Source organism: Acidovorax sp. GW821-FHT10E03 (genome assembly GCF_059415205.1).
On the sequence record NZ_JBWKMU010000015.1, the window covers coordinates 153,311 to 178,411 of the forward strand.

Genomic DNA, 25,101 nt, shown 5'->3' on the forward strand with positions numbered 1-25,101 from the left:
GGGGCGGGCATCGTCAAAGGCTGAAGTCATAGTCCACCGTGATGGGCGCGTGGTCCGAGAATTTCTCACCTTTGTAGATGGATTCAGCACGTGCCAGCGCCGCGATCGCGGGGGTGGCCAGGTGGTAATCCAGCCGCCAGCCCACGTTGTTGGCATACGCCTGCCCCCGGTTGCTCCACCACGTGTAGGCGGTGTCGGTGGCGGTAGGTTGTAACTGGCGGTAAACGTCTATGATGCCGCCGCCTTCATCAGTTGTGTGCAACAACTTTGTCATCCAGGCCCGTTCTTCGGGCAAAAAACCACTGTTTTTCTGGTTGCTGCGCCAGTTTTTGAGGTCGATTTGCTGGTGCGCAATGTTGATGTCGCCGCACAGGATGAAGTCGCGTTCGCCCTTGACTTTCATCAGATGGGGATGGAACTCGGCGAGGAAGCGGAACTTGGCCAGCTGGCGTTCCTCGCCGGACGAGCCGCTGGGAAAATAGGCGCTGATGATGGACAGCTTGCGGGCCGGCGTGTCAAAACGCAGTTCCACGTAGCGGCCTTCTGTATCGAACTCTGGCGACCCATAGCCAATGACTACATCAGAGGGTTCATGCCGGGTATAGATGCCCACGCCGGAATAGCCCTTTTTCTGGGCAAAGTGGAAGTGGCCCTGCAGGCCGGCCAGGCGCTCGAAGCGGTTGGCCATGTCGGCCGCCTGGGCCTTCACTTCCTGCACGCAAATACAATCCGGCCGCGTGGCTGCCATCCAGCTTTCCACGCCTTTGCTGGTGGCCGAGCGGATGCCATTGAGATTGAGGCTGGTTAACTTGAACAAGGATTTCCCCATGGTGGATGTTGGCGCGCAAACCTCAGAGCAGGGCCAGCTCGCGCAGGATTTTGTACGGTTTGCCGTCGAATCAGGCGTGCTGCGGTTCGGTGAATTCAAGACCAAGGCGGGCCGCCTGAGTCCGTATTTCTTCAATGCGGGCCTGTTCGATGATGGCCGCAAGATCGGCCGGCTCGCGGAATTCTATGCAAAAGCCCTGCTGGCCAGCGGCATTGAATTCGACATGGTCTTCGGCCCCGCGTACAAGGGCATTCCCCTGGCGGCCACGGTCGCGGTGGAGCTGGCCCGGCTGGGGCGCAACGTGCCTTTTGCCTACAACCGCAAGGAGGCCAAGGACCACGGCGAGGGCGGCACGCTCGTGGGCGCCCCGCTCAAGGGGCGGGTGCTGATCGTGGACGACGTCATGTCGGCCGGGACCGCCGCCCGCGAATCGATCGCCATCATCCGCGCCGCGGGCGCCACGCCCCACGCGGTGGCCATAGCGCTGGACCGGCAGGAAAAAGCCACGGAGAATGGCCAGGATGTGGACCACAGCGCGGTGCAGTACGTTCGCGGGCAACTGGGCATGCAGGTGTGCGCCATTGCCCGACTGGCAGACTTATTGCTGTACCTCTCGCACAACGGGGAAGAGGGGATGCGCTCCCATCATGAGAAAGTGCTGGCCTACCGCCAGCGGTATGGCGTCAACGAAGGGTAGATGATTTGAGCAAGTCGGCGTGGATCATGGGCGGTGTTCTGCTGGTCACCCTGGGCGCCGAGCTGGCCTTGGCACAGCCCCAGGGTGCGCCCGGCAGCATCTATACCTGTGTGGACCGCAGTGGGCGCCGGCTGACGGCCGACCGGCCCATTCCCGAATGCCTGGACCGGGAGCAGCGCGAGCTGAGCCCCTCGGGCATCACGCGCCGGCAGATCGGGCCGTCGCTCACCGAGCTGGAGCGTGCGGCCCAGGACGCCCAGAACCGCAAGGATGCCGAGGAGCGGGCCCGCGTGGTGGAGGAGCGCCGGCGCGAACGCGTGCTGGTGACGCGCTACCCCGACAAGGCGGCCCACGATGTGGAGCGCGCGGCCGCGATCCAGCTGGTGGACGATGTGACCGCCACCGCCGAAAAGCGCATTGCCGAGCTGAAAGCGGAGCGCAAGAAGCTGGATGTGGAAATGGAGTTCTACAAGAAGGACCCCAACAAGGCACCCATGACGCTGCGCCGCAAGATCGGTGAAGTCGATGACAGCGTTGCCGAGCAGCAGCGGTTCATTGCCGGCCAGGATCAGGAAAAGCGGCGCGTGCACGCGCGGTTCGATGCGGAACTGGCCCATCTGCGCAAGCTGTGGGACGCGCAGCGTGTGCCTCCCGCCATGGGCTCGGCCAGTGCCGTTCCCCCCGTTGGCGCACCGGCAGCGCGCGTGCCCTAGGGCCGGGCTGGGGAAGTAAAAACAAAGGGGCCCTGCGGCCCCTTTGTTTTTTTACTGTGCCTTTGCCCCGCAGGGCAGGCCGGTCAGGCGTCAGCTGCCCAGCTTTGCGCGCAGCAGATCATTGACCTGCTGCGGGTTGGCCTTGCCCTTGCTGGCTTTCATGATCTGGCCGACCAGCGCATTGAACGCCTTGTCCTTGCCCGCGCGGAACTGGGCTACGTTGTCGGGGTTGGCGGCGATGACTTCGTCGATGATTTTCTCCAGCGCGCCGGAGTCGTTCATCTGCTTGAGGCCCTTGGATTCGATGGTGGCGTCCACGTCCGTCGATTCGCCCGTCCACAGCGCGTCAAATACCTGTCTGGCGGCATTGTTGGAGACCGTGCCGTCGGCGATGCGTGCAATCAAGGCCGCCAGCTGCGATGCATCCACGGGCGCCTGCTCGATGCCTGATTCGCTGGTGTTCAGGCGGCGCGATACCTCGCCCATGATCCAGTTGCTGGCCAGCTTGGGCTGGCCGCAGGCCTTGGCCACGGCCTCGAAGTACGCCGCCATCGCCTTGCTCTGCGTGAGCGTCGTGGCGTCGTACTCGGGCAGGCCGTAGTCGGCCACGAAGCGCGCGGCCATGGTGCGGGGCAATTCGGCCATCAGCGCCCGCTGTTCCTGCACCCATTGCTCCGAAATGTGCAGCGGCGGCAGGTCCGGATCGGGGAAGTAGCGGTAGTCCGCCGCGTCCTCCTTGGTCCGCATCGCACGCGTTTCGCCCGTGTCCGGGTCGAACAGCACGGTGGCCTGCTGGATGGCGTGGCCGTCCTCGATCTGGTCGATCTGCCAGCGGATCTCGTAGTCGATCGCCTGCTGCATGAACTTGAACGAGTTCAGGTTCTTGATCTCGCGGCGCGTGCCCAGCGGCCCGCCGGGCTTGCGCACGGACACGTTGGCATCACAGCGGAAGCTGCCTTCCTGCATGTTGCCGTCGCAGATGCCGATCCAGGTCACGATCTTGTGCAGCTCTTTCGCATAGGCCACGGCTTCGTCGGACGAGCGCATGTCGGGCTCGGTCACGATCTCCAGCAGGGGCGTTCCGGCGCGGTTCAGGTCGATGCCCGATTGGCCGATGAAGTCCTCGTGCAGCGATTTGCCCGCGTCTTCTTCGAGATGGGCGCGCACCAGGCGCACGGTCTTCTTCTCGTCGCCCAGGAAGAACTCCACCTCGCCGCCCTGCACCACCGGGATCTCGAACTGGCTGATCTGGTAGCCCTTGGGCAGGTCGGGATAGAAATAATTCTTGCGCGCAAAAATGCTCACGGGCGCAATGTGGGAGCCCAGGGCCAGTCCCAGTTTGATAGCGCAGGCCACGGCTTCGCGGTTCATCACGGGCAGCGTGCCGGGCAGGGCCAGGTCCACGGCGCAGGCTTGCGTGTTGGGCTCGGCGCCAAAGGCGGTGGGCGCGCGGCTGAAGATCTTGCTCTGCGTGGCAAGCTGGGTGTGGGTTTCGAAGCCGATGACGACTTCATAACCGTGGATCAATTTGCTGGTCGTCGTCATGTCACAGGCCTCCGGGTTGGCGGAGGTGGAAGTCGGTGGCTTGCTGCAGGCGGTGCGCAGCGTTCAGAAGGCGGGCTTCCTGGAAGTAGTTGCCGATGAGCTGCAGGCCCACCGGCATGCCGCCTTCGCCAAAGCCGGCGGGCACGCTCATGCCCGGCAGGCCGGCCAGCGAGCCGGGCAGGGTGAAGATGTCGGCCAGGTAGTCGGCCAGCGGGTCGTTGCCGTGTTCGCCCAGCTTCCAGGCCACGGTGGGGGCCACCGGCCCGGCGATGAGGTCGCAGCTCTTGAACGCGTTCTGGAAGTCGTCGGCGATCATGCGGCGGATCTTCTGCGCCTGCAGGTAATAGGCGTCGTAGTAGCCGTGACTCAGCACGTAGGCGCCGATCATGATGCGGCGCTTGACCTCGTCGCCAAAACCTTCGGCGCGAGTTTTCTTGTACATGTCCACCAGGTCGGCGTAGTCCTTGGCGCGGTGGCCGAACTTCACGCCGTCGAAGCGACTGAGGTTGGACGAGGCTTCGGCGGGGGCAATGATGTAGTACACGGGGATGGAGAGCTCGGTGCGCGGCAGGCTGATGGGCACGAGCCTGGCGCCAAGCTTTTCGTATTCCTTCAGGGCGGCGTCCACGGCGGCGCGCACATCGGGCGCCAGGCCCTCGCCAAAGAACTCGGCGGGAATGCCGATGCGCAGGCCGTCGATGCTGCCGTTCAGGTGGGCGCTGAAGTTTTCGGCTGGCACGTCGAGGCTGGTCGAATCGCGGTCCGGGTCGGGGCCGCACATGGCGGACAGCAGCAGCGCGCAGTCCTCGGCGCTGCGGGCCATGGGGCCGGCCTGGTCCAGGCTGGAGGCGAACGCGATCATGCCGTAGCGGCTGGCGCGGCCATAGGTGGGCTTGATGCCGGTGATGCCACAGAACGATGCGGGCTGGCGGATGGAGCCGCCTGTGTCGGTGCCGGTGACGGCAGGGGCCAGGCGCGCGGCCACGGCCACGGCGCTGCCGCCCGACGAGCCGCCGGGGATGCGGTGGGTGTCCCAGGGGTTGCGCACGGGCGCGGGGGCGTCGAAGCCCACGGGCGCCACGGCCGAGTTTTCATTGGACGAACCCATCGCGAACTCGTCGCAGTTGAGCTTGCCCAGGGTGACGGCGCCCGCGTCGGCCAGGCGGGTGACCACGGTGGCGTCGAACGGAGACTGGTAGCCCGCCAGCATCTTGGAGCCTGCGGTGCTGGGGAAGTCGCGCGTGACGAAGATGTCCTTGTGGGCGATCGGCACGCCTTCCAGCGCGCCCGCCGTGCTGGCGGCAAGGCGGGCGTCAGCGGCCTGCGCCTGCGCCAGGGTGGCGTCTTCGTTCAGGGCCACGTAGGCGCCCAGGTTCTGGTGCGCCTTGGCGCGGGCCAGGAAATGCCGGGCGGCTTCGACGGCAGAAAATTGCTTGTTGCGCAGGCCGGCGGCCAGCTCGGAAACGCCCAGGTCGTGCAGGGCTTTGGTCGTTGTCGTGCTCATGCGCGCCTCACTCGATCACTTTGGGGACGAGGAACAGGCCACGCTCCACGGCGGGGGCGCTCTTCTGGTTGGCTTCGCGCTGGTTGGGCTCGCTGGCCACGTCCTCGCGCAGCCGCAGGGCCACGTCCTGGATGGCCGCGACGGGGTGCGCCAGGGGCGTGATGCCCGAGGTATCCACAGCCCGCATCTGTTCCACGATGTCAAAGAAGCCATTGAGCTGGGTCAGCATGCGCTCACTTTCAGAGGGGGTCAGCTCAAGCCGTGCCAAATTGGCGATGCGGCCGATGTCCTGGGGGGTCAGTGCCATAGGGAGGAGAATTGAGGGAAACCAGAAGTAAAGCTGTGATCCGGGCCGCGCCGGAGGGAGTTATTCACAGGGGATGGGGTATTATCCCGGCTTTGCCGCAATACCCTCCTACCTGCCGGTCATTGTGCGAAAAAAGCGATATTTGACCCCGTAAACCCGGCGATGGCAGGCCGACGTGCATGCCGTGCCTGAGAGGATTTTTGAATGTTCGGAGCTTTCCGTCGGTATTTCTCCACCGACCTTGCCATTGACCTTGGCACAGCCAACACCCTCATCTTCGCCCGCGACAAAGGCATTGTGCTCGACGAGCCCTCTGTCGTCGCCATCCGCCACGAAGGCGGGCCCCATGGCAAGAAAGTCATCCAGGCCGTAGGCCACGAGGCCAAGGCCATGCTGGGCAAGGTGCCCGGCAACATCGAAGCCATCCGCCCCATGAAGGACGGCGTGATCGCCGACTTCGTGATCACCGAGCAGATGATCAAGCAGTTCATCAAGATGGTGCACCCGCGCACGCTGTTCACCCCCAGCCCGCGCATCATCATCTGCGTGCCCTGCGGCTCCACCCAGGTCGAGCGGCGCGCCATCAAGGACGCGGCCGAAGCGGCCGGCGCCACGGCGGTGTACCTGATCGAGGAACCCATGGCCGCCGGCATCGGCGCGGGCCTGCCCGTCTCCGAAGCCTCGGGCTCCATGGTCGTGGACATCGGCGGCGGCACCACCGAGGTCGGTGTGATCTCGCTGGGCGGCATGGTCTACAAGGGCAGTGTGCGCGTGGGCGGCGACAAGTTCGACGAAGCCATCATCAGCTACATCCGCCGCAACTACGGCATGCTGATCGGCGAGCCCACCGCAGAAGCCATCAAGAAGAACATCGGCTCGGCCTTCCCCGGCTCCGAAGTGCGCGAGATGGAAGTCAAGGGCCGCAACCTGTCCGAAGGCGTGCCACGCAGCTTCACCATCTCCAGCAATGAAGTGCTCGAAGCCCTGACCGACCCGCTCAACCAGATCGTCTCCGCCGTGAAGAACGCGCTGGAACAAACCCCCCCTGAGCTGGGCGCCGACATCGCCGACCGCGGCATGATGCTGACGGGTGGCGGCGCGCTGCTGCGCGACCTGGACCGCCTGCTGGCCGAGGAAACCGGTCTGCCCGTGCTGGTGGCCGAAGATCCGCTGACCTGCGTGGTGCGCGGCTGCGGCATCGCGCTGGAGCGCATGGACCGCCTGGGCAGCATTTTCACGAGCGAGTAAGCCCCCGGGCCTGTATGCTGCAGGCACTTTTTTTGCGCTCTGAACTGCATGATTGCACCCGCTCCAATGCTTTTTGAGCATGCGTCCGTGGCCCCGGCTCCACGCGACAGATCCTGACCGCTGCGCACGATGCCACTGGGTACCCTCGAGCGCAGCGCTCCGCCTTTCTTCAAACAGGGCCCTTCGGCCCTTTCGCGCCTGGCCGTCTATAGCGCGCTGGCGCTGTTCCTCATGGTGGCCGATGCACGTTTCCAGCTCACGGGGCCGTTCCGCCAGGCGGTTGCCACCGTGCTCTACCCGGTGCAGTGGCTGATGCTCAAGCCGGTGGAGTTCGCAAGCCATGGTTCCGGGTACTTCCAGTCGCTGCAGACCGCGCAGCAGGAACTGGACGCCGCGCGCAAGAAAATGACCGTGATGGGCCAGCGCGCCAACCAGGCGGAGCAGCTGGCCCTGGAGAACGAGCGGCTGCGGCAGCTGCTCGCGCTGCGCGGCCGCCTGGAGACGCCCGCGCAGGCCGCCGAGGTGATCTATGACACCGCCGACCCCTACACGCGCCGCGTGGTCATCGACCGGGGGCAGATGGGCGGCGTGGAGATGGGCGCGCCCGTGATGGATGAGGCGGGCGTGCTCGGCCAGGTGACGCGTGTCTTTCCGCTCGTGAGCGAGGTCACGCTGCTGGTGGACCGCGACCAGGCCATTCCGGTCCTCAACATTCGCACGGGTGCGCGGGGTGTCGCCTATGGGGATCCGGTGGCCGGGCATGGCGGCGGCATGGAGCTGCGCTTCATGCCCGCCAACGCCGATGTGCGGGAGGACGATCTGCTGACCACCAGCGGCGTGGATGGCCTGTACCCGTCGGGGCTCCCCGTGGCGCGGGTGGTGCGCGTGGAGCGCAGGGCCGATTCCGCCTTCGCGCGCATCTACTGCGTGCCCCTGGCACAGGTGCAGGGCGCCCGCCATGTGGTGGTGCTCAAGCCGCTGGCCGACAACGAGCTGCCGCGGCCGGAGCCCGCGCACCCGGCGCCAGCGAAACGCGGGGGGCGCAAGGGATGAGGGCATCGCCTGTGCCTGCCATGGCCCTTGTGGGGCCGCGCGTCCTGCGCGATGGCCCGTGGCTGCCGCGGGGAGGTGCGCGATGATCATGCCGCGCGGCGAGCCGCTGCTGCTTCCGGTCAATCCGGTCTTCATCGTCGCCAGCCTCGCTGCGGGGCTGGCCATCAACATGCTGCCGCTGGGCCGCATTGTCTGGACGCCGGATGTCCTGATGGTGCTGCTGGTCTTCTGGGGCGTGCACCAGCCCCTGCGCATCGGCATGGGCGTGGCTTTCGTGCTGGGCCTGTGCATGGATGTGAGCCAGTCGGCGCTGCTGGGCCAGCACGCGCTGTCCTACACCGTGCTGTCGTTTGGCGCCATCGCCATCCACCGCCGCCTGCTGTGGTTCAGCGTGCCGTCGCAGGCCCTGCAGGTGCTTCCCCTGTTCGCGCTGGCCCATGCCATCGAGCTCTTGCTGCGGATGGCGTCCGGGGGCATATTCCCGGGCCTGTGGAGCTTTCTGGCGCCGGTGCTCGAAGCCCTGCTCTGGCCGCTGGCCAGCTGGGTGCTGCTGGCGCCGCAGCGCCGGCCTCCCGACCGCGACCAGAACCGGCCTCTGTAGCCATGAAGCAACCTCCTGAGCGCCCGCGCCGCATCCCCCTTGTCCCGCAGCGCTGCGGGCCGGGGGACGGGCGCGCGCCGGTTTCAGCGCACGCCTTCGGGGCGTGGCGCGATGGAGCTGCCGCATGACCGAGGTGCGCAGCAGCGAGGCCGATGCCTCGCGCTTTCGCGTGCGGGCGCTGATCGTCGGCGCCCTGGTGTTCTGTGCGTTCTGCCTCATCGCGGCCCGGCTGGTGTTCCTGCAGGTGGTCCGGCACGAAGACCTGGCGGCGCAGGCCGAGAGCAACCGCACGGCGGTGGTGCCCATCGTGCCCAACCGGGGGCTCATCCTGGACCGCAACGGCGTGGTGCTGGCCACCAACTATTCGGCCTATACGCTGGAGATCACGCCCTCGCGGGCTGGAACGCTCGACGACACCATCGACGAGCTGTCCAAGGTGGTGGAGATCCAGAGCCGCGACCGCCGCCGCTTCAAGCGGCTCATGGAAGAGTCGCGCAACTTCGAATCGCTGCCCATCCGCACGCGCCTGACCGACCAGGAAGTGGCCCGCTTCACGGCCCAGCGCTACCGCTTCCCGGGGGTGGACATCAAGGCGCGCCTGTTCCGCAACTACCCGCTGGGCGACGTGGCCAGCCACGCCATCGGCTACATCGGCCGCATCAACCAGAGCGAGAAGGCGCGCATCCAGGATTCCGAGGACGAGGCCAACTACCGGGGCACGGAATACATCGGCAAGCTGGGGATCGAGCAGAGCTTCGAGTCCGCGCTGCACGGCGCCACCGGGGTCGAGCAGATGGAGACCTCGGCGGGCGGGCGGGCGGTGCGCAAGCTCTCCAGCCACGCGGCCACGCCCGGCGACAGCGTGATGCTGTCCATCGACATCAAGCTGCAGAAACTCGTCGAGGAACTGTACGGCACCCGCCGTGGCGCGCTGGTGGCCATCGACCCGCGCAACGGCGAGATCCTGGCCCTGGTCAGCAAGCCCACGTTCGACCCCAATCTTTTCGTCGAAGGCATCGATGTGGAGAACTGGACCGCGCTCAACGAATCCATCGACAAGCCGCTGCTGAACCGGGCCCTGCGGGGTACGTACCCGCCAGGCTCCACCTACAAGCCCTTCATGGCGCTGGCCGCGCTGCAGCTGGGCAAGCGCTCGCCCAGCCTGGTGGTGAACGATCCGGGGTATTACACCTTCGGCGGCCACACCTTCCGCAGCCACGAGGGCGGGCTGGGCGGTGTGGACATGCACCGCGCCATCCAGCAGTCGAGCAACACCTACTTCTACTCGCTGGCGGTGGACATGGGCGTCGATGCCATCCATGACTTCATGAAGCCGCTGGGCTTTGGGCAGTCCACCGGCATCGACCTCAATGGCGAAGTGCGGGGCACGCTGCCCAGCACCGAGTGGAAACGCAATGCCTACAAGCGCCCGGACATGAAGCGCTGGTTTCCCGGCGAGACCGTGTCCCTGGGCATCGGCCAGGGCTACAACAACTTCACCATGCTGCAGCTCGCGCTGGCGCAGGGCACGCTGGCCAACGGCGGCATCCGCTACCGGCCGCACATGGCCAAGGCCGTGAAGAACGCGGTCACGGGCGTCGTCACCGAGATCGTGCAGCCGCCCGGCGAAGACCTGGGGTATCTGCCCCGGAACGTGGACATCGTGCGCAATGCCATGGTCGCCGTGAACAAGGGCGGCACCGGCACGCGCGTGTTTGCCGGGGCGCCGTACACCTCCGGCGGCAAGACCGGCACGGCGCAGGCGGTGACCATGGGCCAGAACGTGAAGTACAACGCGAAGGCGCTGGAAGAGCACCAGCGCGACCACTCGCTGTATGCGGCGTTCGCCCCGGCAGAGCAGCCCACGATAGCGCTGGCGCTGATTGTCGAGAACGCCGGGTTTGGCGCGGCCCATGCGGCGCCCATCGCGCGCCGCGTATTCGACTACTGGCTGATGGGGGACTACCCGAGCGAGGAAGACATCGCGGCGGTGCAAAAGGGCCAGGCCGGCGCTCCCATTGGCAAGCCGCGCAAGGCGGCGGATGTGCCCGTGGCGGCGCCTTGATATAAAAACAATAGCTGTTAGCGCAATACAGATAAGCGCTGGAGCCCAATCCGGCATCGAATCGCGGTGCCGGCCATTCTCGAAATGAACCCGGTGCCTGCGCCTGGGCGCTGCCCCATGCCGGGCCGTGCCGCCCTCAGGCCGCCGCCGCCCGCGCTGGCGGTGGCTGAAGCTGGCTGAACACCAGCGCCGCCACGATCAGCGCCGCGCCGCCCAGGCCCGCCCATCCCAGCCGCTCGCCGAGCAGGGCCCAGGCGGTGAGCGCGGCGAACACCGGCTCCAGCCCGAACACGATGGCGCTGCGCATGGCGTCTACCCGCTGCTGGCCCCAGGCCTGCAGCGTGACCACCACCACGCTGGCCAGCAGGCCCAGGTACAGCAGCGCCACCCAGGCATCGGCGGGCAACTGCGCGGCGGTGTGCAGCCAGCCCATGCCGCCGCCCTGGCCCAGCAGCATGAACGTGGAAGCCAGTGCCATGACGGTCGCCTGCGCGGCCGCCATGCGCGTGGCCCGCGGCGGGCTTGCCGCCGTGCGGCGCGCGCACTCCTCCAGCGCCAGGATGTAGATGGCGTAGAACACCGTGCTCGCCAGCGTCAGCGTATCGCCCAGGTTCCAGGGCTCGTTCTCGTGGAACATCAGCGCCATGCCCGTGCAGGCCAGAGCGCACGCCGCCCACAGCGGCCAGCCGTAGCGGCGCCCCAGCGCCGCCATCGCAATCAATGGCACCACCAGCACATTGAGCCCGGTCACGAAGGCATTGCGGTTGCTGCTGGTGCGCGCCAGCCCCTCGATCTGCAGCCAGAACGCGAGGAACAGCAGGACCCCCAGCGCGCAGCCCCACCGCCGCTCGTGGCGCCGCATGCCCCACCACAGCGGGGCCAGCACCACCAGGGCGATCACGAACCGCAGCCAGATGATCTGCAGCGCATCGAGGTGCGCGGACAACAGCTTCATGGCGGGGAAGGTGGTGCCCCACACCACGGTCACCACCAGCAGGGCAATCAGGCCCAGACGTTCGGGTTTCATAGGCTCCAAAACAAGAAAGGGCTGGTCGGTTCCCCGGCCAGCCACTTGCAGAAGATGTCCTCGCAGCGCCTGCGCACGACCTGCTGCCGTCGCACTGGCGCGGCCTCAGCGAGGTAGCCGCGGAACTGGCTCTGCCAGGCCACCGGTGGCGCCCCCCTCCCTTGGCGCGCAGCGCGTAGAGAGAGGGGTGAAGGCGCGCAGCGCCTCAGGGGGTGTCAATTAAAAAGATAGCGTGCCTGCAGGTTCAGGCGCAGCATCTCGCCCTGCTGGCCGTCGAAGGTCGTGCGGCGGCCGCCGATCAGCTCGCCGCCCAGCTCCACGTTCTTGATGGGCAGGTAGTACATGCCGGCATGCCACTGGTACAGCTTGTGGTTGCCTTCGGCGCCGTAGGCGTCCACGTAGGCGTCGCCCAGCTTGTGGCGCGAGCGGACCATGCCCAGCGACACGGTGCCGCGCAGCTTCTCGCTGAACACGTTGGACAGGCCCAGCACCACGCCGTGCGACTTATCCAGGCGCACGGTGCCGCCGTCCAGCACGGGGTAGTTGGTGCCCACCAGGTAGGCGCCGTCGCCGTCGCCGTCCAGGCGCGTGTACTGCGCCATCAGCGTGGTGGTGCCGGTGATCTTGTAGCCCGCGCCCAGGCCGAAGCCGGTGCCGCGCTTGCCGATGCCGTCCACGCGCTGCTCGTGCGAGAGCAGGCGGGCGTTGATGTTGCCCCAGTCGAAGGCCTTGTCCACGCGGGCCACGAAGTTCAGGCTCTTGGCGCCGTCGGTGGGCTCTTCCACCGCGAACTGGAACTTGGCCAGGTCCGGGTTGTTGTAGGTGTAGCGCACCTGGGCCGGGCGGCGGAAGGTGGCGCCGGGCGGACCGTTGAAGTCCACGGTCTCGGGCAGGTTGTCCACGTCCATGAAGGTCGACCAGGTCTGGCCGATCAGCCAGCCGGCGTACTCGCCGTAGGCGTGGCGCAGGCGCAGGCGGTTGCGGTTGCACTCGGCGCCGCAGTAGGCGTAGAAGTCGGCCTCGATCTTGGTGTTGAAGGTTCCGATGGAGGTGGGCGTGGAGGTCTCGAAGCCGAAGCGCGAGGTCTGCGCCGTCAGGCTGCTCTTGCCGTGGCGGCTGTCGCCCAGGGGCTGCTCCATCAGGTTGGTGAAGGTGTCGCCGGGCGCCGTGCCCTTGAAGTCCTTGACCATGTTGGCCTCGGCAAAGCCGTACACGCGGATCGAGGTCTCGCTGCCCGGCAGGCGGAAGCTGCCCGGAATGTCGCCCAGCACCACGGCGTCCTTCTGCTTGAGTTCCACGGCCTCGATGCGGTCGTTCCAGGCCGATGCCGACGCGGCGGGCGCGGCAGGCGCCTGGGCCTGCTGGGCCTTGAGCTGGTTGAGCTCGGCGCGCAGGGCCTTGAGCTCGTTGCGCATCTCTTCGAAGTCCTTGGCGGACTGCGCGAACGCGGCGGGGGGCAGGCTGCACAGGCCGGCGGCCAGCAGGGCGAGGAACGTGGGGTTCAGTTTCATGGTCACTCCGGTAGGGGCTGGTAATGGCATTGCATGGGCCTGGATCTCAGGCGCTCATGCGGCCGATGAAGGCGCGGATTCGGTCGTTGGCGGGGTTGTTGAAGAATTCGGCGGGCGTGGCGTCGTGGGCGATGCGCCCTTGGTCGAAGAACATCACGCGGTCGGCCACCTCGCGGGCGAAGCCCATCTCGTGGGTCACCACGATCATGGTCATGCCGCCACGGGCCAGCTCGCGCATCACGTCGAGCACCTCCTGCACCATCTCCGGGTCCAGGGCCGAGGTGGGCTCGTCGAACAGCATCACCTGCGGCTGCATCGCCAGCGCGCGGGCGATGGCCACGCGCTGCTGCTGGCCGCCCGACAGCTGCCAGGGGTACTTGTGCGCGTGGTCCTGCATGCCCACGCGGCGCAGCAAGGCCATCGCCTGCTCGTTCGCCTGGGCCCGCGGCGTGCGGCGGATGCGGCGGGGCGCCAGGGTCACGTTGTCCAGCACGCTCATGTGGCCGAACAGGTTGAACTGCTGGAACACCATGCCGACCTCGCTGCGCTGCTTTTGCAGCGTGGCCAGGTCGTCGGTGACTTCCTCGCCGCCGATGGTGATGCGGCCGGAGTCATGGGGTTCGAGCCGGTTGATGGCGCGCAGCAGCGTGCTCTTGCCGGAGCCCGAGGCGCCGATGATCACGGTGACCTCGCCGGTGTTGAACACGGTGGACACATCGCGCAGCACCTGGTGGGCGCCGAACGACTTGCAGACCCGGTCCACCACGATGAAGGGTGTGGCCTGGCGTGTCATTGGTTGCGGCCTTCCACGTCGAAGCGGTATTCCACCGCGTTCGAGATCTGCGTGACCAGGGTGGTCAGCAGCAGGTAGGTGATGGCCACGGTGGACAGCGTGGCAATGGGCTGGAACGTGGCGGACTGGATGCGGTTGCCCACGTTGGTCAGCTCCACCACGCCGATGGCGTAGGCCAGCGACGAGTCCTTGAGCAGCGCCACGAAGTTGCTGACCAGCGGCGGCAGCGATATCTTGAAGGCCTGTGGAAACACCACGTCCAGGAACACATGCATGCGGCCCAGGCCCAGGGCCTTGGCGGCCTCGGTCTGGCCGCGCGGCACGGCCAGCAGGCCGGCGCGAATGGCCTCGGCGTTGTAGGCGCCCACGTTCAGGCCCAGCGCCAGCACGGCGGCCGCGAAGTCGGGCAGGTTCAGGCCCGGCACCAGCACCGGCAGCGCGAAGTACACGAACAGGATCTGCACCAGCAGCGGCGTGCCGCGGATGACCCAGATGTAGAAGCTGGCCACCCAGCGCACGGCGGCAAAGCGCGCGGTGCGGGCGAGCGCGGCGGCGGTTCCCAGCACCAGCCCGACGCTGCCGCTGATCAGCGTGAGCCACAGGGTGGTGCGCGCGCCGTCGGAGAACGCCTGGGCGTTGGGGCCGATGGGCTCGGGCAGGAAGGACAGCAGCTTGCCGAGCAGTGCCAGCACCAGCACCATCAGGATGACGGCCGAGACGAGCGTGGCGTTGCTGCGCTGCTGGCGGCTCCAGCGCTGCGGCCAAAAGGCGGTGAGCATGAAAAAGACCCCTGTGACTACAAGCGGGTCGTGCTTACTGGCAGCGGACGTCTTCGTTGAAATACTTCTTGGACAGCGCGGCATAGCTGCCGTCGGCCATGACTTCGGCCAGCGCCTTGTTCCAGCCGGCGGCCAGCGAGCTGTTGCCCTTGGCCACGGCGGCGGCGATGCGCTCGATGAACAGCATGTCGCCGAGCTTGAAGCCGGCGCCGGGGTTCTTCTCTGCCACGGCCTTGGCCACGAAGCGGTCGGTCACCCAGGCGTCCACGCGGCGCGAGTTCAGCGCGCTGCGGGCATCCACGTCGGTGGGGAAGTTCTTCATTTCCTTGATGGACGAGACCTTCTGCACGTTTTCGAGGTAGCTCGTGCCGGTCTGCACGGCCACCACCTTGCCCGCCAGGTCCTTGGCGCTCTTGATGGCGGGGTCCATGGCGATGATCATGCCGCCCGAGCAGTAGTGCGGGTCGGTGAAGGTGACGGCCTTGGCGCGCTCTTCGGTGATGCCGTGCGAGGCGATCACCAGGTCCCAGCGGTCCTGGCGCAGGCCGGTGAGCAGCGCATCGAAGCCCAGAGTCTTCCACTGGATCGCGAGGCCCATCTTCTTGGCCACCAGTTCGGCCGTCTCCACCTCGAAGCCGGTCAGCGTGGTGCCGTTGAAGAAATTGAACGGAGCGAACTGCCCCTCGGTCGCGATGAGGATCTTGCCGTCCTTCTTGACCTCGTCCAGCGTGCGGGCCTGGGCAGAAGCGAAAGCGGCGCAGAGCGCGAGGGCGGTGGCAACAGCCTTGAACAATTTCATGGGATGGGTCCTGTCGGGGGTATTTCAGGTACAAAAAATCCGGCATGCGGGTAGCAGGCCGGAGGCTGGTGGATCGGATGCACAGGCATCGCGAAACGCGAAGCCTGCCGTCATCAAGTAGTAACGATTATAAATATGCGAATTTTTTCCTTGGACCTGCGGACAACCCTCAAAGCCCCGTTGTGTGCCAATTCACAACAGGTTTAGAGCGGTGTCTCCAACCGGACGCAGGCGCTACGGCTCCGTCTACAGGGCGAGGTCGGCGCTACTGGCGCGCCCCAGACCAGTGCCCCCGCGCAAGGGCCGCCCCGCCGCGCTGGGGGCGTCCCCCTTCAGGGGGAAGGCGCCGAAGGCGACTCAGGGGGTTACCGAAGAAACGCGTCGTACCCCGTCTTGAGGATCAGCGTGCTCACCACCACGATGAAGATGCCGCGCACGAAACCCGTGCCGTGCTTGAGCGCCAGGTGCGTGCCCAGCAGGCTGCCCACGACGTTGGCCACGGCCAGCGTCACCGCGAAGTGCCACCAGACGTGGCCCTTGGCGGCAAACAGCACGATGGCGGCGACATTGGTGGCGCAGTTGAGCAGCTTGGCCGAGGCCGAGGCATTGAGAAAGTCGTAGCCGAGCAGCCGCACGAACAGGAAGACGAAGAAGCTGCCGGTGCCCGGGCCGAAGAACCCGTCGTAGAAACCGATCAGCACGCCGATCAGGCAGGCCGCCAGCACTTCGGCGCGGCCCGCGAAGCGCGGCGCATGGTGCCGCCCCAGTTCCTTCTTGGCCAGCGTGTAGGCCAGCACGCCCAGCAGCACCAGGGGCAGCAGCTTGCGCAGGAAGTCGGCCGACATCACCGTCACCGCCCAGGCGCCGGCGAACGAGCCGGCGAAACCGGCCGCCGCGGCCGGCAGCATCGCCGGCCAGCGGATCTGCACGCGGCGGCTGTACTGCCAGGTGGCCATGGCCGTGCCCCACACCGAGGCGGCCTTGTTGGTGCCCAGCAGCGTGGCCGGTGGCGCCCCCGGAAAAGCCGCGAACAGCGCCGGCACCATCACCAGCCCGCCGCCACCCACGATGGCGTCCACGAAGCCCGCGAGCAGCGAGGCCAGGGTAATAAAAATCCATTCCATCGCAGTATTTTCGCACCCAGCCTGCTATGGATTTAGGAACAGATACAGAGACCGGCGCACCGGGCCCGGCGGCGAACAGGCAAGAAAAAGGCGCTGGGATCGCCAGCGCCTGAAAAAAAACGCACCTCGTTGGGTGCTTGAAATTTGGTTATTGGTAGAAAGGATGTCTCCTCGGGCCCCTCGCTTGGCACACCGAAGCGCGCTTTCGAGTGCCGCAACTGTAACGGCTGCACCCCGCTGGTGCATTGGGGGTTTCCCGCCCCCGTTGTGGGGCGGGAAAACCGCGCGCGGGGCCACGAATCGGGGTTCGCGGGTTGGCACGGCTCATGCAATGCGCTTGTAACAATTTGCGAAAGGGAGCCTTCATGCGGGCAGTCAACCACCGGTTCATCGCGGTCGTGTCGTTGGGTCTGGGGCTGTGCGCCAGCGCGCTGGCGCAGGCCGTGCCCGAGGTGGCGGCGGCCCCCGCCGCGCCCCTGGCGCGCCCTGGCCTGGTGGCGCACGGCGCCGTCAGCGCGGCGGACACCGCCTGGATGATGACCTCCACGGCGCTCGTGCTGCTGATGACGCTGCCCGGCATTGCGCTGTTCTACGCGGGCATGGTGCGCAAGAAGAATGTGCTCAATACCATGGCCAGCGTGGTCGCCATCGCGGCGCTGGTCAGCCTGCTGTGGTTCGGGGCGGGCTATTCGCTGGCGTTCACGCCCGGCAACGCCTGGGTGGGCGGCTGGGAACGCGCGGGGTTCACGGGGCTGGACTTCGACCTGGCGGGCGGCAAGCTCGCCGTGAGCCATGTCGCGCCGCACATTCCCGAATCGGTGTACGCCATGTTCCAGCTCACCTTCGCCATCATCACGGCCGCGCTCCTGGTGGGCGCGTTCGTCGAGCGCATGCGGTTTTCCGCCATGCTGATCTTCATCGGCCTGTGGACCTTGCTGGTCTATGCCCCGGTGGCGCACTGGGTGTGGGAGCCGGGGGGCTGGCTGGCGCGGATGGGCGCGCTGGATTTCGCCGGGGGCTCCGTGGTGCACGTGAACGCTGGGGTGGCGGGGCTGGTGTGCGCGTGGTTCCTGGGCCGCCGCACGGGCTATGGCCGCGAGCCCTTCGAGCCCTACAACCTGGGGCTCACCATGGCGGGCGCGGGCCTGCTGTGGGTGGGCTGGTTCGGCTTCAACGCGGGCTCGGCCGTGGCGGCCGATGGCCGGGCGGGCCTGGCCATGGCGGTCACGCACCTGGCCGCCGCCGCTGGTGCGCTGTCCTGGATGCTGGGCGAGTGGGTGGTGCGCGGGCGCCCTTCGCTGCTGGGGCTGTGCTCGGGCCTGGTCGCGGGACTCGTGGCGATCACGCCCGCCGCAGGCTTCGTCACGCTGCGCTCGGCGGTGGTGATTGGCCTGGTGGCCGGGCTGGCGTGCTACTGGGGGGCCACGGGGCTCAAGCGCCTGCTGCGTGCCGACGATTCGCTGGATGTGTTTGGCGTGCATGGCATTGGCGGCATCGTGGGCTCGCTGCTCACGGGGGTGCTGGCCAGCAAGACCGTGGGGGGCGTGCAGGGCAGCCTGCTCACCCAGGCCATCGGGGTGGGCGCCGTGATGGCCTACAGCCTGGTGGTGACGGCCGCGCTGCTGTGGATCATCAATTTTGCGATGGGTGTGCGCGTGGATGCGCAGAGCGAGCAGACCGGACTCGACATCGCCCAGCACCGCGAACACCTGGGCGGCTGAATGAAGCCCGCTCTCCCGAGGCCCTGCGGGCCTTCCCCCGCTCTCGCACCGCCGCGCAATGCGGGCCGGGGGGCGCAGCCAGCGCGGCGGCCCGCGCCTGGGCCGCACCGGTTTCATTCGCCGCGGGTTGTGCGCAGCGCAATGGATGACTGAAATGCAGTAAGGAGCCGACCATGCCCGATTCCGACAAGCTCGCCATTGCCGCCCACCTGCATGTGCTGCTGCGCCGCAAGACGGGGCGCGTGACCGACACCGAGTGGATGGCGGCCAACGCCGAGTACGCGCTGGAGATCGTGCGGTTCGCGCGCCAGCGCGCGCAGGAGGACAACGCGCCCGAACTCACCGAATGGGCGGACCGCCTGGACCAGGCCATCCATGCCGCGCCACCGGCCGCCCCGCGCCGCCCCTTGCTGGATGTGGCCACCCAGGCGGTGCGCCAGCGCATGGCGCCGCCCCCGCCGGAGCCCGCGCCCGAGGTGCCCCGGTATGTCGGGGGAATCCGCTGACCGCGCCGCGGCCGTGGGGCCCGCGCGTGGGCGGGATCCATATCAGTGCGCTGCCGCGCCCTGCACGAACAGGCCCGCCGTGGGCAGCAGCCCGGCCAGCTTGTCGTCGCCATAGGTGCGCAGCACCTGCGCAATCACGACCTGGTAGCCGTTGAGCCACTGCGCTTGCGCCGCCTTGGCCTTCAGGTGGGCGGGGTGCTGCATCAATGCCTGCAGGGCCTCGAGCGACTGCCAGTAGTACACGTTGGACACCAGGCCCTTGCCCGTGTCCTCCCACGATTCCTCGCCCAGGTAGCCGTCGATGGAGCGGGCGGCGGTGGCAATCGCCTCGTCCAGGCGGTGGAAGGCGTCGTCGAACTGTTTGGTGGCGAAGATGAAGGTGGAGGAGTACATGGGCGCGATGGTACCCACGCCTATGCCGTGCGCCGCGCCTGGATGATCCACTCCGCCGCCTTCTCGGCCAGCATCAGGGTGGGCGAGTTGGTGTTGCCGCTGGTGATGGTGGGCATGGCCCCCGCATCCACCACCCGCAGGCCCGCAATGCCGCGCACGCGCAGTTGCGAGTCCAGCACGGCCATCGGGTCATCATCCCGCCCCATCTTCGTCGTGCCCACGGGGTGGAAGATGGTGGTGGCGATGTCGCCGGCCAGGCGCGCCAGGTCCTCGTCGCTCTCGAACTGCACGCCGGGCTTCCATTCCTCGGGCCGGTACTTGGCCAGCGCGGGCTGGGCCACGATGCGGCGCGTGACGCGCAGGCTGTCGGCCGCCACCTGGCGGTCTTCGGCGGTGCTCAGGTAGTTGGGCGCGATGGCCGGTGCGGCCTTGAAGTCGGCGTTCTTGATGTTCACCGTGCCCCGGCTCGTGGGGTTGAGGTTGCACACGCTGGCCGTGAAGGCCGGAAAGCTGTGCAGCGGCTCGCCAAACGCGTCGAGCGACAGCGGCTGCACGTGGTACTCGATGTTCGGCCAGGGCTGGTCGGCGCTGCTGCGCGTGAAGGCGCCCAGCTGCGAGGGCGCCATGCTCATGGGGCCGCTGCGCTTGGTCGCGTATTCGAGTCCGATCTTGGCCTTGCCCCAGAGCGAGCTGGCCATGGTGTTGAGCGTGGGCACGCCGCCCACCTTGAACACCGCGCGGATCTGCAGATGGTCCTGCAGGTTGGCGCCCACGCCGGGCAGGTCGTGCACCACGTCGATGCCGTGCTGGCGCAGCAGCGCGGAGGGGCCGATGCCCGAGAGCTGCAGCAGCTGCGGCGAGTTGACGGCACCGGCGCTCAGGATGACCTCGCCCGTGGCGCGGGCCGTGACCATCTCATGCCCGTCCCACACCAACACGCCCGTGCAGCGCTTGCTGCCGTCGGGCTGCGTCTCGATGAGGAGCTTGGCGGCCTGCGCGCTGGTCCACATCTCGAAGTTGGGGCGGCCGTAGCAGGTGGGCCGCAGGAAGGCCTTGGCGGTGTTCCAGCGCCAGCCGCTTTTCTGGTTGACCTCGAAGTAGCCCACGCCCTCGTTGCTGCCGCCGTTGAAATCGTCGGTGGCGGGGATGCCGGCCTGCTGCGCGGCCTGGGCGAAGGCGTCCAGCACGTCCCAGCGCAGGCGCTGCTTTTCCACGCGCCACTCGCCGGAGCTGCCCGTGGCCTTGTTGCCGTGCAGGCGCTTGAAATTTTCATTCACGCCATCGGGCTGGTCCAGGCGCCAGTGGTCCTCGTGGCGGCGGAAGTAGGGCAGGGCGTTCTCCCAGCGCCAGCTGGCGTCGCCCGTCAGCTCGGCCCACTGGTCGTAGTCGCGCGCCTGGCCGCGCATGTAGATCATGCCGTTGATGCTGCTGCAGCCGCCCAGCGTCTTGCCGCGCGGGTAGCGCAGGGTGCGGCCGTTCAGGCCCGCGTCGGGCTCGGTGTTGTAGAGCCAGTCGGTGCGCGGGTTGCCGATGCAGTAGAGATAGCCGACGGGGATATGGATCCAGTGGTAGTCGTCCTTGCGGCCTGCTTCGATCAGCAGCACGCGGTGGCGGCCGTCGGCGCTCAGGCGGTTGCACAGCAGGGCGCCGGCGGTGCCTCCGCCGATGATGATGGTGTCAAACGTGGTGTGGTCGCTCATGGGCAGGCGGTGCGGTGCAAGGGTTGGGACGGAGGGCCATTGTGCGGATGGCACCACGCGTGTCGAGAGGGTCAGTGCCTATTGCTACTAAATATGTAGCTTGAAGCGCTTGATGCCAAAGCGCTGGAGGCCTGTTTGATATTAATTTCACGCGGCCCCGGCCGGCCTGTGCTTGGCGGCCCGTGCGGGCGGGCGTAAATCCTACGCGCCGCCTGTGCGTGGCTCCGCTACCATGCACCCTCTCTTTCCCTCTTGGCGGCCGCGCCGCCCAGTCCATGACCGACCACGCACCTCGCATTGTTCGCGCCGACACGCCCCAGGGGGCGAGTGCGCAACTGCATGGGCGCTGGGGCGCGGCCGAACTGGGCACACGGCCGCAGTGGGAGGCGGTCTGCGAGCAGCTGCGCGCCAGCCCCCCCGCGCCCGGGCTGGGCTGGGACCTGACGCAGCTGCAGTGGCTGGACCACGTGGGCGCGCAGCTGGTGTGGAACCACTGGCAGCGGGCCTGGCCGGCGCAGCTGGCCTGTACCGACGGCCAGCGCGACATGCTGGAGCGCGTGGCGGAGTTCACCACGGCCACCCCGCCGGCCCGGGAGCCCTGGCGCCTGGCCGAGCAGGCGGACCATCTGGGCGTGCTGGTGCTGCACGGCCTCAGCCATGCGCGGCACATGCTCGAAATGGTGGGGCAGCTGCTGCTCGACCTGGGCCGCCTGGCGCGCGCGCCGCGCCGGGGGCCGTGGCGCGACGTGTCGGGCCACCTGTACCGCATGGGCGCCACGGCGCTGCCCATCACGGCGCTGGTGGGATTTCTGATCGGCGTGGTGCTGGCCTACCTGATGAGCCTGCAGCTGCGCCAGTTCGGGGCCGAGTCGTTCATCGTCAACATCCTGGGCATCTCGCTCATCCGCGAGCTGGGCCCCATGCTGGCGGCCATCCTGGTGGCGGGGCGCTCGGGCTCGGCCATCACCGCGCAGATCGGCGTGATGCGCGTGACCGAGGAACTCGATGCCATGCGCGTCATGGGCATCCCGCACGGCTTTCGGCTGGTGATGCCGCGCACGCTGGCGCTGGCGCTGGCCATGCCGCTCATCAGCGTGTGGACCACGCTGGCCGCGCTGGCCGGGGGCATGCTGGCGGCCGACATCTCCATGGACATCTCGCCCGCGTATTTCGTGCAGGCGCTGCCCGCGGCGGTGAAGGTGGGCAACCTGGGGCTCGCCATGGCCAAGTCGGTGGTGTTCGGCGCCTTCATCGCGCTCATCGGCTGCCACTGGGGGCTGCGCGTGAAACCCAACACCCAGAGCCTGGGCGAGGGCACCACGGCCTCGGTGGTCACGTCGATCACCATGGTCATCATCGTGGACGCCTTGTTTGCGGTGGCCTTCAAGAACATCGGAATATGAAGACGAAGTGGCTTCCCCCTGAGCGGCTTCGCCGCTTCCCCCTGCTCCCGAACTGCTGCGCAGCTCGGGAAGGGGGACGCCGCCAGCGCCCGCATGTGAAGCCCCCCCTGAGCCGCTTCGCGTCTTCCCCCCAAGGGGGGACGCCACCCGTGGCCTGGCAAAGCCAGTTCCACGGTGGCACTGGTATTGCGCAGCGCCAGTTTCTATCGGAGCCTGGCCATGGCTGAGCGCATCGCCAAGCCCGAACACATCGCCGTGGCGCCGGGCGAGCCGCCCATCGTGGACGTGCAGGGCCTGTGGACGGTGTTCGGCAAGGGCGACGAAGCCTTCACCGTGCACCAGGACCTGAACTTCACCGTGCAGCGCGGCGAGATGCTGTCGCTGGTGGGGGGCTCGGGCACGGGCAAGACGGTACTGCTGCGCCAGATCCTGGGGCTGGCCAGGCCGGCGCGCGGCACGGTCACGGTGCTGGGGCGGCCGGCGTCCGAGATGGGGCGCGAGGGCGCGGCCAGCCGCGTGGGCATGCTGTTCCAGCACGGCGCGCTGTTCTCGGCCTTCAACGTGCTCGACAACGTGGCCTTCGCGCTGCGCGAGCAGGGCACCCTGCCCGACGACCTGGTGCGCGATGCCGCGCTGGTCAAGCTGCAGATGGTGGGCCTCAAGCCCGAGCACGCCAGCCGCATGCCGGCCGACCTGTCGGGCGGCATGGTCAAGCGCGTGGCGCTGGCGCGCGCGCTCATCATGGACCCGCCGCTGCTGCTGCTCGACGAACCCACCGCCGGGCTGGACCCGAGCAGCTCCGACGATTTCTGCGCGCTGCTGCGCGAGCTGCGCGCCGCGCTCGGGCTCACGGTGGTCATGGTCACGCACGATCTGGACACGCTGTTCGCGCTCAGCACCCGCGTGGCCGTGCTGGCCGACAAGAAGGTCATCGTCACCGGCCCGCCGCACGAGGTCGCGCATTTCAGGCACCCCTTCATCGAGCACTTCTTCATGGGCGAACGCGGCCAGCGCGCCATGGCCCCGGTACCGGCGGCGGCGCGGCCGGCCGCCTCCCCGCCAGACAAGGAACATCCCTGATGGAAAACAAATCACACGCCCTCGCCGCAGGCATCTTCGTGCTGGTGGTGGCCGCCATGCTGGCGGGCCTGGCCATCTGGCTCACGCGCGACAACGCCAACTACGAGCAGTACGAGCTGTCCACCAAGGACGGCGTGAGCGGCCTGCAGCCCCAGGCCACCGTCCGCTACAAGGGCGTGGCCGTGGGCAAGGTCACGCGCATCGGATTCGACCCCCAGGTCACCGGCAACGTGCTGATCCGCATCGCCGTCAACGAACAGGCGCCCATCAGCCCCACCACCTTCGCCGTGCTGGGCTACCAGGGCGTCACGGGCCTGGCCCATGTGCAGCTGGACGACGCCGACAAGCCCTATCCCGAACTGCCGCCCGGCCCCAGCGGGCTGCCCCGCCTACCGCTCAAGCCCTCGCCGTTTGGCAAGCTCGCCGAGCAGGCGCCGGCCATCCTGGCGCAGGTGGAGGAGGCCACGCGCCGCATCAACCAGCTGCTGGGCGACACCAACCAGCAAAAGCTCACCGAAGCCCTCGCCAACATCGGCCAGGCCGCGGGCAGCGTCAACACCCTGACCCAGCGGCTCGATGCCACCGTCGCGCAGCGGCTGGACCCGGCCCTGGCCGCGCTGCCGCCGCTGGCCAGCGACGCGCGCAAGACGCTGCAGTCGCTGCAGCAGGCCGGCGCCAGCGTGACGTCCCTGGCTGCCGACGTCAGCAAGACCACCCAGCGCCTGGGCGCGGAGGGCGGCCCCATCGACCAGATCACCATCGGCACGCAGTCCCTCGCCCGCGCGGCCGACCAGTTCGGCGCCTCCACGCTGCCGCGCCTGAACCGCGCCGCCGACGACACGTCGCGCGCGGCCCGCCAGCTCGGCCGCACGGCGGGCGGCGTCACCGACAACCCGCAGCTGTTCATCTATGGGTCCGGCCGCATACCGCCCGGCCCCGGCGAGCCCGGCTTTGCGGCACCGTGAGGAGTGTTCATGAAAAGTACTATTAAAAACATAGCTGCCGGCGCCTTCCCGAAAAGCGCTGGCGGCCTGCTGGGCGGCATGGTTCTGGTGGTGGTGATCGGCCTGGCCGGCTGCTCGGCCCTGCCCAGCCCGCCCTCGCGCCCCGTGCTGTACGACTTTGGCCCCGGCCCGGTGGCCCCGGCGCCGGCCGACCGTCGGGCACCGCTGCAGCCCCTGGCCCTGGCCGACGTGGAGGCGCCCGGCCTGCCCGAGGGCAGCAATGCCGTGCTCTACCGCCTGGGCTATGCCGACGCCCAGCAGCTGCGCCCCTACAGCCAGGCCCGCTGGAGTCAGCCCCCCGCCCAGCTGCTGCAGCAGCGGCTGCGCGAGCAGCTGGGCCAGCGGCGCGCCATCCTCAAGGCCGACGACGGTGCGGCCCAGGCGCGCGACGCCAGCCAGGGCGGCCGGCTGCCCCCGGTGCTGCGCGTGGAGCTGGAGGAATTCAGCCACCTCTTCGCCAGCCCCACCGAAAGCGCTGGCGTGGTGCGCCTGCGTGCCACGGTGGTGGAGCTGACGCTGGCGGGCGAGTCGCTGCGCGGCCAGCGTGTGTTCATCGTGCGCACCCCGGCGCCCAGCGCCGACGCGGCCGGCGGCGTGAAGGCCCTGGCGGAGGCCTCCACGCAGGTCGCCCAGGAGCTGGCGGACTGGCTGGAACAGGTGACGCAGCGCACGAACTGAGCTGCCGGGGGCACCCCGGTC

Annotated in this window: 24 protein-coding genes; 12 read left to right on the forward strand and 12 right to left on the reverse strand. The window is 68.1% G+C overall.

Translation table 11 applies throughout. The annotated features are described in order from the left end of the window. Positions 1-13: 13 nt before the first annotated feature. Positions 14-817, reverse strand: coding sequence for an exodeoxyribonuclease III (locus AC07OD_RS24500; protein WP_218296731.1), 804 nt, complete (start codon positions 815-817; stop codon positions 14-16). A gap of 10 nt (positions 818-827) precedes the next feature. On the opposite strand from AC07OD_RS24500, the gene pyrE reads away from it, so the two are divergent. Next, on the forward strand, positions 828-1,526 hold the full coding sequence (gene pyrE, locus AC07OD_RS24505) for an orotate phosphoribosyltransferase (RefSeq protein ID WP_218296664.1): 699 nt from the start codon (positions 828-830) through the stop codon (positions 1,524-1,526). 5 nt (positions 1,527-1,531) lie between these two features. Continuing rightward, positions 1,532-2,239, forward strand: coding sequence for a DUF4124 domain-containing protein (locus AC07OD_RS24510; RefSeq protein ID WP_218339121.1), 708 nt, complete (start codon positions 1,532-1,534; stop codon positions 2,237-2,239). A gap of 90 nt (positions 2,240-2,329) precedes the next feature. On the opposite strand, the gene gatB is transcribed toward AC07OD_RS24510, so the two are convergent. From gatB to gatC, 3 genes are read right to left on the reverse strand one after another with little or no spacing between them, the layout of a single operon-like run. Further along, complete coding sequence (gene gatB / locus AC07OD_RS24515) at positions 2,330-3,784, reverse strand: Asp-tRNA(Asn)/Glu-tRNA(Gln) amidotransferase subunit GatB (RefSeq protein ID WP_218339120.1); 1,455 nt, start codon at positions 3,782-3,784, stop codon at positions 2,330-2,332. A gap of 1 nt (position 3,785) precedes the next feature. Further along, a complete protein-coding gene (gatA, locus tag AC07OD_RS24520) occupies positions 3,786-5,288 on the reverse strand; it encodes an Asp-tRNA(Asn)/Glu-tRNA(Gln) amidotransferase subunit GatA (protein ID WP_494598267.1) in 1,503 nt (500 codons plus the stop codon). A gap of 7 nt (positions 5,289-5,295) precedes the next feature. Then, complete coding sequence (gene gatC, locus AC07OD_RS24525) at positions 5,296-5,595, reverse strand: Asp-tRNA(Asn)/Glu-tRNA(Gln) amidotransferase subunit GatC (RefSeq protein WP_010467054.1); 300 nt, start codon at positions 5,593-5,595, stop codon at positions 5,296-5,298. 204 nt (positions 5,596-5,799) lie between these two features. On the opposite strand from gatC, the gene AC07OD_RS24530 reads away from it, so the two are divergent. The 4 genes from AC07OD_RS24530 to mrdA all read left to right on the forward strand — a co-directional run bounded on the left by AC07OD_RS24530 (position 5,800) and on the right by mrdA (position 10,562). Beyond that, on the forward strand, positions 5,800-6,843 hold the full coding sequence (locus tag AC07OD_RS24530) for a rod shape-determining protein (RefSeq protein WP_008907364.1): 1,044 nt from the start codon (positions 5,800-5,802) through the stop codon (positions 6,841-6,843). Positions 6,844-6,972: 129 nt separating this feature from the next. Then, a complete protein-coding gene (mreC, locus tag AC07OD_RS24535) occupies positions 6,973-7,896 on the forward strand; it encodes a rod shape-determining protein MreC (RefSeq protein WP_218296669.1) in 924 nt (307 codons plus the stop codon). A gap of 82 nt (positions 7,897-7,978) precedes the next feature. Then, the gene (mreD, locus tag AC07OD_RS24540; protein ID WP_218296670.1) at positions 7,979-8,497 is read left to right on the forward strand and encodes a rod shape-determining protein MreD; all 519 of its coding nucleotides are present in this window, start codon (positions 7,979-7,981) and stop codon (positions 8,495-8,497) included. Positions 8,498-8,621: 124 nt separating this feature from the next. Next, entirely contained in the window at positions 8,622-10,562 is a 1,941-nt protein-coding gene (gene mrdA / locus AC07OD_RS24545) for a penicillin-binding protein 2 (RefSeq protein ID WP_218296671.1), read from the forward strand. A 136-nt stretch (positions 10,563-10,698) separates the two neighbouring features. On the opposite strand, the gene AC07OD_RS24550 is transcribed toward mrdA, so the two are convergent. From AC07OD_RS24550 to AC07OD_RS24575, 6 genes are all read right to left on the reverse strand, one after another. Further along, positions 10,699-11,589 (reverse strand): DMT family transporter, encoded by an 891-nt coding sequence (locus AC07OD_RS24550; RefSeq protein WP_218296672.1) that lies wholly within the window; start codon positions 11,587-11,589, stop codon positions 10,699-10,701. 215 nt (positions 11,590-11,804) lie between these two features. Then, a complete protein-coding gene (locus AC07OD_RS24555) occupies positions 11,805-13,100 on the reverse strand; it encodes a DcaP family trimeric outer membrane transporter (RefSeq protein ID WP_218296673.1) in 1,296 nt (431 codons plus the stop codon). Between the two features lie 46 nt (positions 13,101-13,146). After that, a complete protein-coding gene (locus AC07OD_RS24560) occupies positions 13,147-13,893 on the reverse strand; it encodes an amino acid ABC transporter ATP-binding protein (RefSeq protein WP_218296674.1) in 747 nt (248 codons plus the stop codon). Then, complete coding sequence (locus tag AC07OD_RS24565; RefSeq protein ID WP_218296675.1) at positions 13,890-14,672, reverse strand: amino acid ABC transporter permease; 783 nt, start codon at positions 14,670-14,672, stop codon at positions 13,890-13,892. The genes AC07OD_RS24560 and AC07OD_RS24565 overlap by 4 nt, the downstream gene beginning before the upstream one ends. A gap of 34 nt (positions 14,673-14,706) precedes the next feature. Further along, complete coding sequence (locus AC07OD_RS24570; RefSeq protein ID WP_218296676.1) at positions 14,707-15,471, reverse strand: ABC transporter substrate-binding protein; 765 nt, start codon at positions 15,469-15,471, stop codon at positions 14,707-14,709. Between the two features lie 365 nt (positions 15,472-15,836). Further along, entirely contained in the window at positions 15,837-16,595 is a 759-nt protein-coding gene (locus tag AC07OD_RS24575; RefSeq protein WP_492254400.1) for a sulfite exporter TauE/SafE family protein, read from the reverse strand. Positions 16,596-16,960: 365 nt separating this feature from the next. Here AC07OD_RS24575 and AC07OD_RS24580 point away from each other — a divergent pair, with 365 nt between their 5' ends. Then, entirely contained in the window at positions 16,961-18,316 is a 1,356-nt protein-coding gene (locus AC07OD_RS24580) for an ammonium transporter (RefSeq protein ID WP_218339116.1), read from the forward strand. Between the two features lie 173 nt (positions 18,317-18,489). After that, positions 18,490-18,822: a hypothetical protein gene (locus AC07OD_RS24585; protein WP_218296679.1), complete on the forward strand. Its 333-nt coding sequence runs from the start codon at positions 18,490-18,492 to the stop codon at positions 18,820-18,822. Positions 18,823-18,864: 42 nt separating this feature from the next. Here the strand turns inward: AC07OD_RS24585 and AC07OD_RS24590 are convergent, their stop codons facing one another. Together AC07OD_RS24590 and AC07OD_RS24595 are read right to left on the reverse strand one after the other, a co-directional pair. Next, positions 18,865-19,215 carry an antibiotic biosynthesis monooxygenase family protein gene (locus AC07OD_RS24590; protein WP_369641137.1) on the reverse strand — a complete coding sequence of 117 codons (351 nt, stop codon included), beginning with the start codon at positions 19,213-19,215 and terminating at the stop codon, positions 18,865-18,867. Positions 19,216-19,235: 20 nt separating this feature from the next. Then, the gene (locus tag AC07OD_RS24595) at positions 19,236-20,915 is read right to left on the reverse strand and encodes a GMC family oxidoreductase (RefSeq protein ID WP_369641138.1); all 1,680 of its coding nucleotides are present in this window, start codon (positions 20,913-20,915) and stop codon (positions 19,236-19,238) included. A gap of 275 nt (positions 20,916-21,190) precedes the next feature. On the opposite strand from AC07OD_RS24595, the gene AC07OD_RS24600 reads away from it, so the two are divergent. From AC07OD_RS24600 to AC07OD_RS24615, 4 genes are all read left to right on the forward strand, one after another. Continuing rightward, positions 21,191-22,318, forward strand: a complete 1,128-nt coding sequence (locus AC07OD_RS24600; protein ID WP_218296682.1) for an MlaE family ABC transporter permease — start codon at positions 21,191-21,193, stop codon at positions 22,316-22,318. A gap of 219 nt (positions 22,319-22,537) precedes the next feature. Beyond that, positions 22,538-23,398, forward strand: a complete 861-nt coding sequence (locus AC07OD_RS24605; protein WP_369641139.1) for an ABC transporter ATP-binding protein — start codon at positions 22,538-22,540, stop codon at positions 23,396-23,398. Continuing rightward, on the forward strand, positions 23,398-24,363 hold the full coding sequence (locus AC07OD_RS24610) for an MlaD family protein (protein ID WP_218296684.1): 966 nt from the start codon (positions 23,398-23,400) through the stop codon (positions 24,361-24,363). Before AC07OD_RS24605 ends, AC07OD_RS24610 begins: the two co-directional genes overlap by 1 nt. Before the next feature lie 9 nt (positions 24,364-24,372). Further along, on the forward strand, positions 24,373-25,080 hold the full coding sequence (locus AC07OD_RS24615; RefSeq protein ID WP_494598268.1) for an ABC-type transport auxiliary lipoprotein family protein: 708 nt from the start codon (positions 24,373-24,375) through the stop codon (positions 25,078-25,080). The last annotated feature ends 21 nt before the right edge of the window (positions 25,081-25,101 follow it).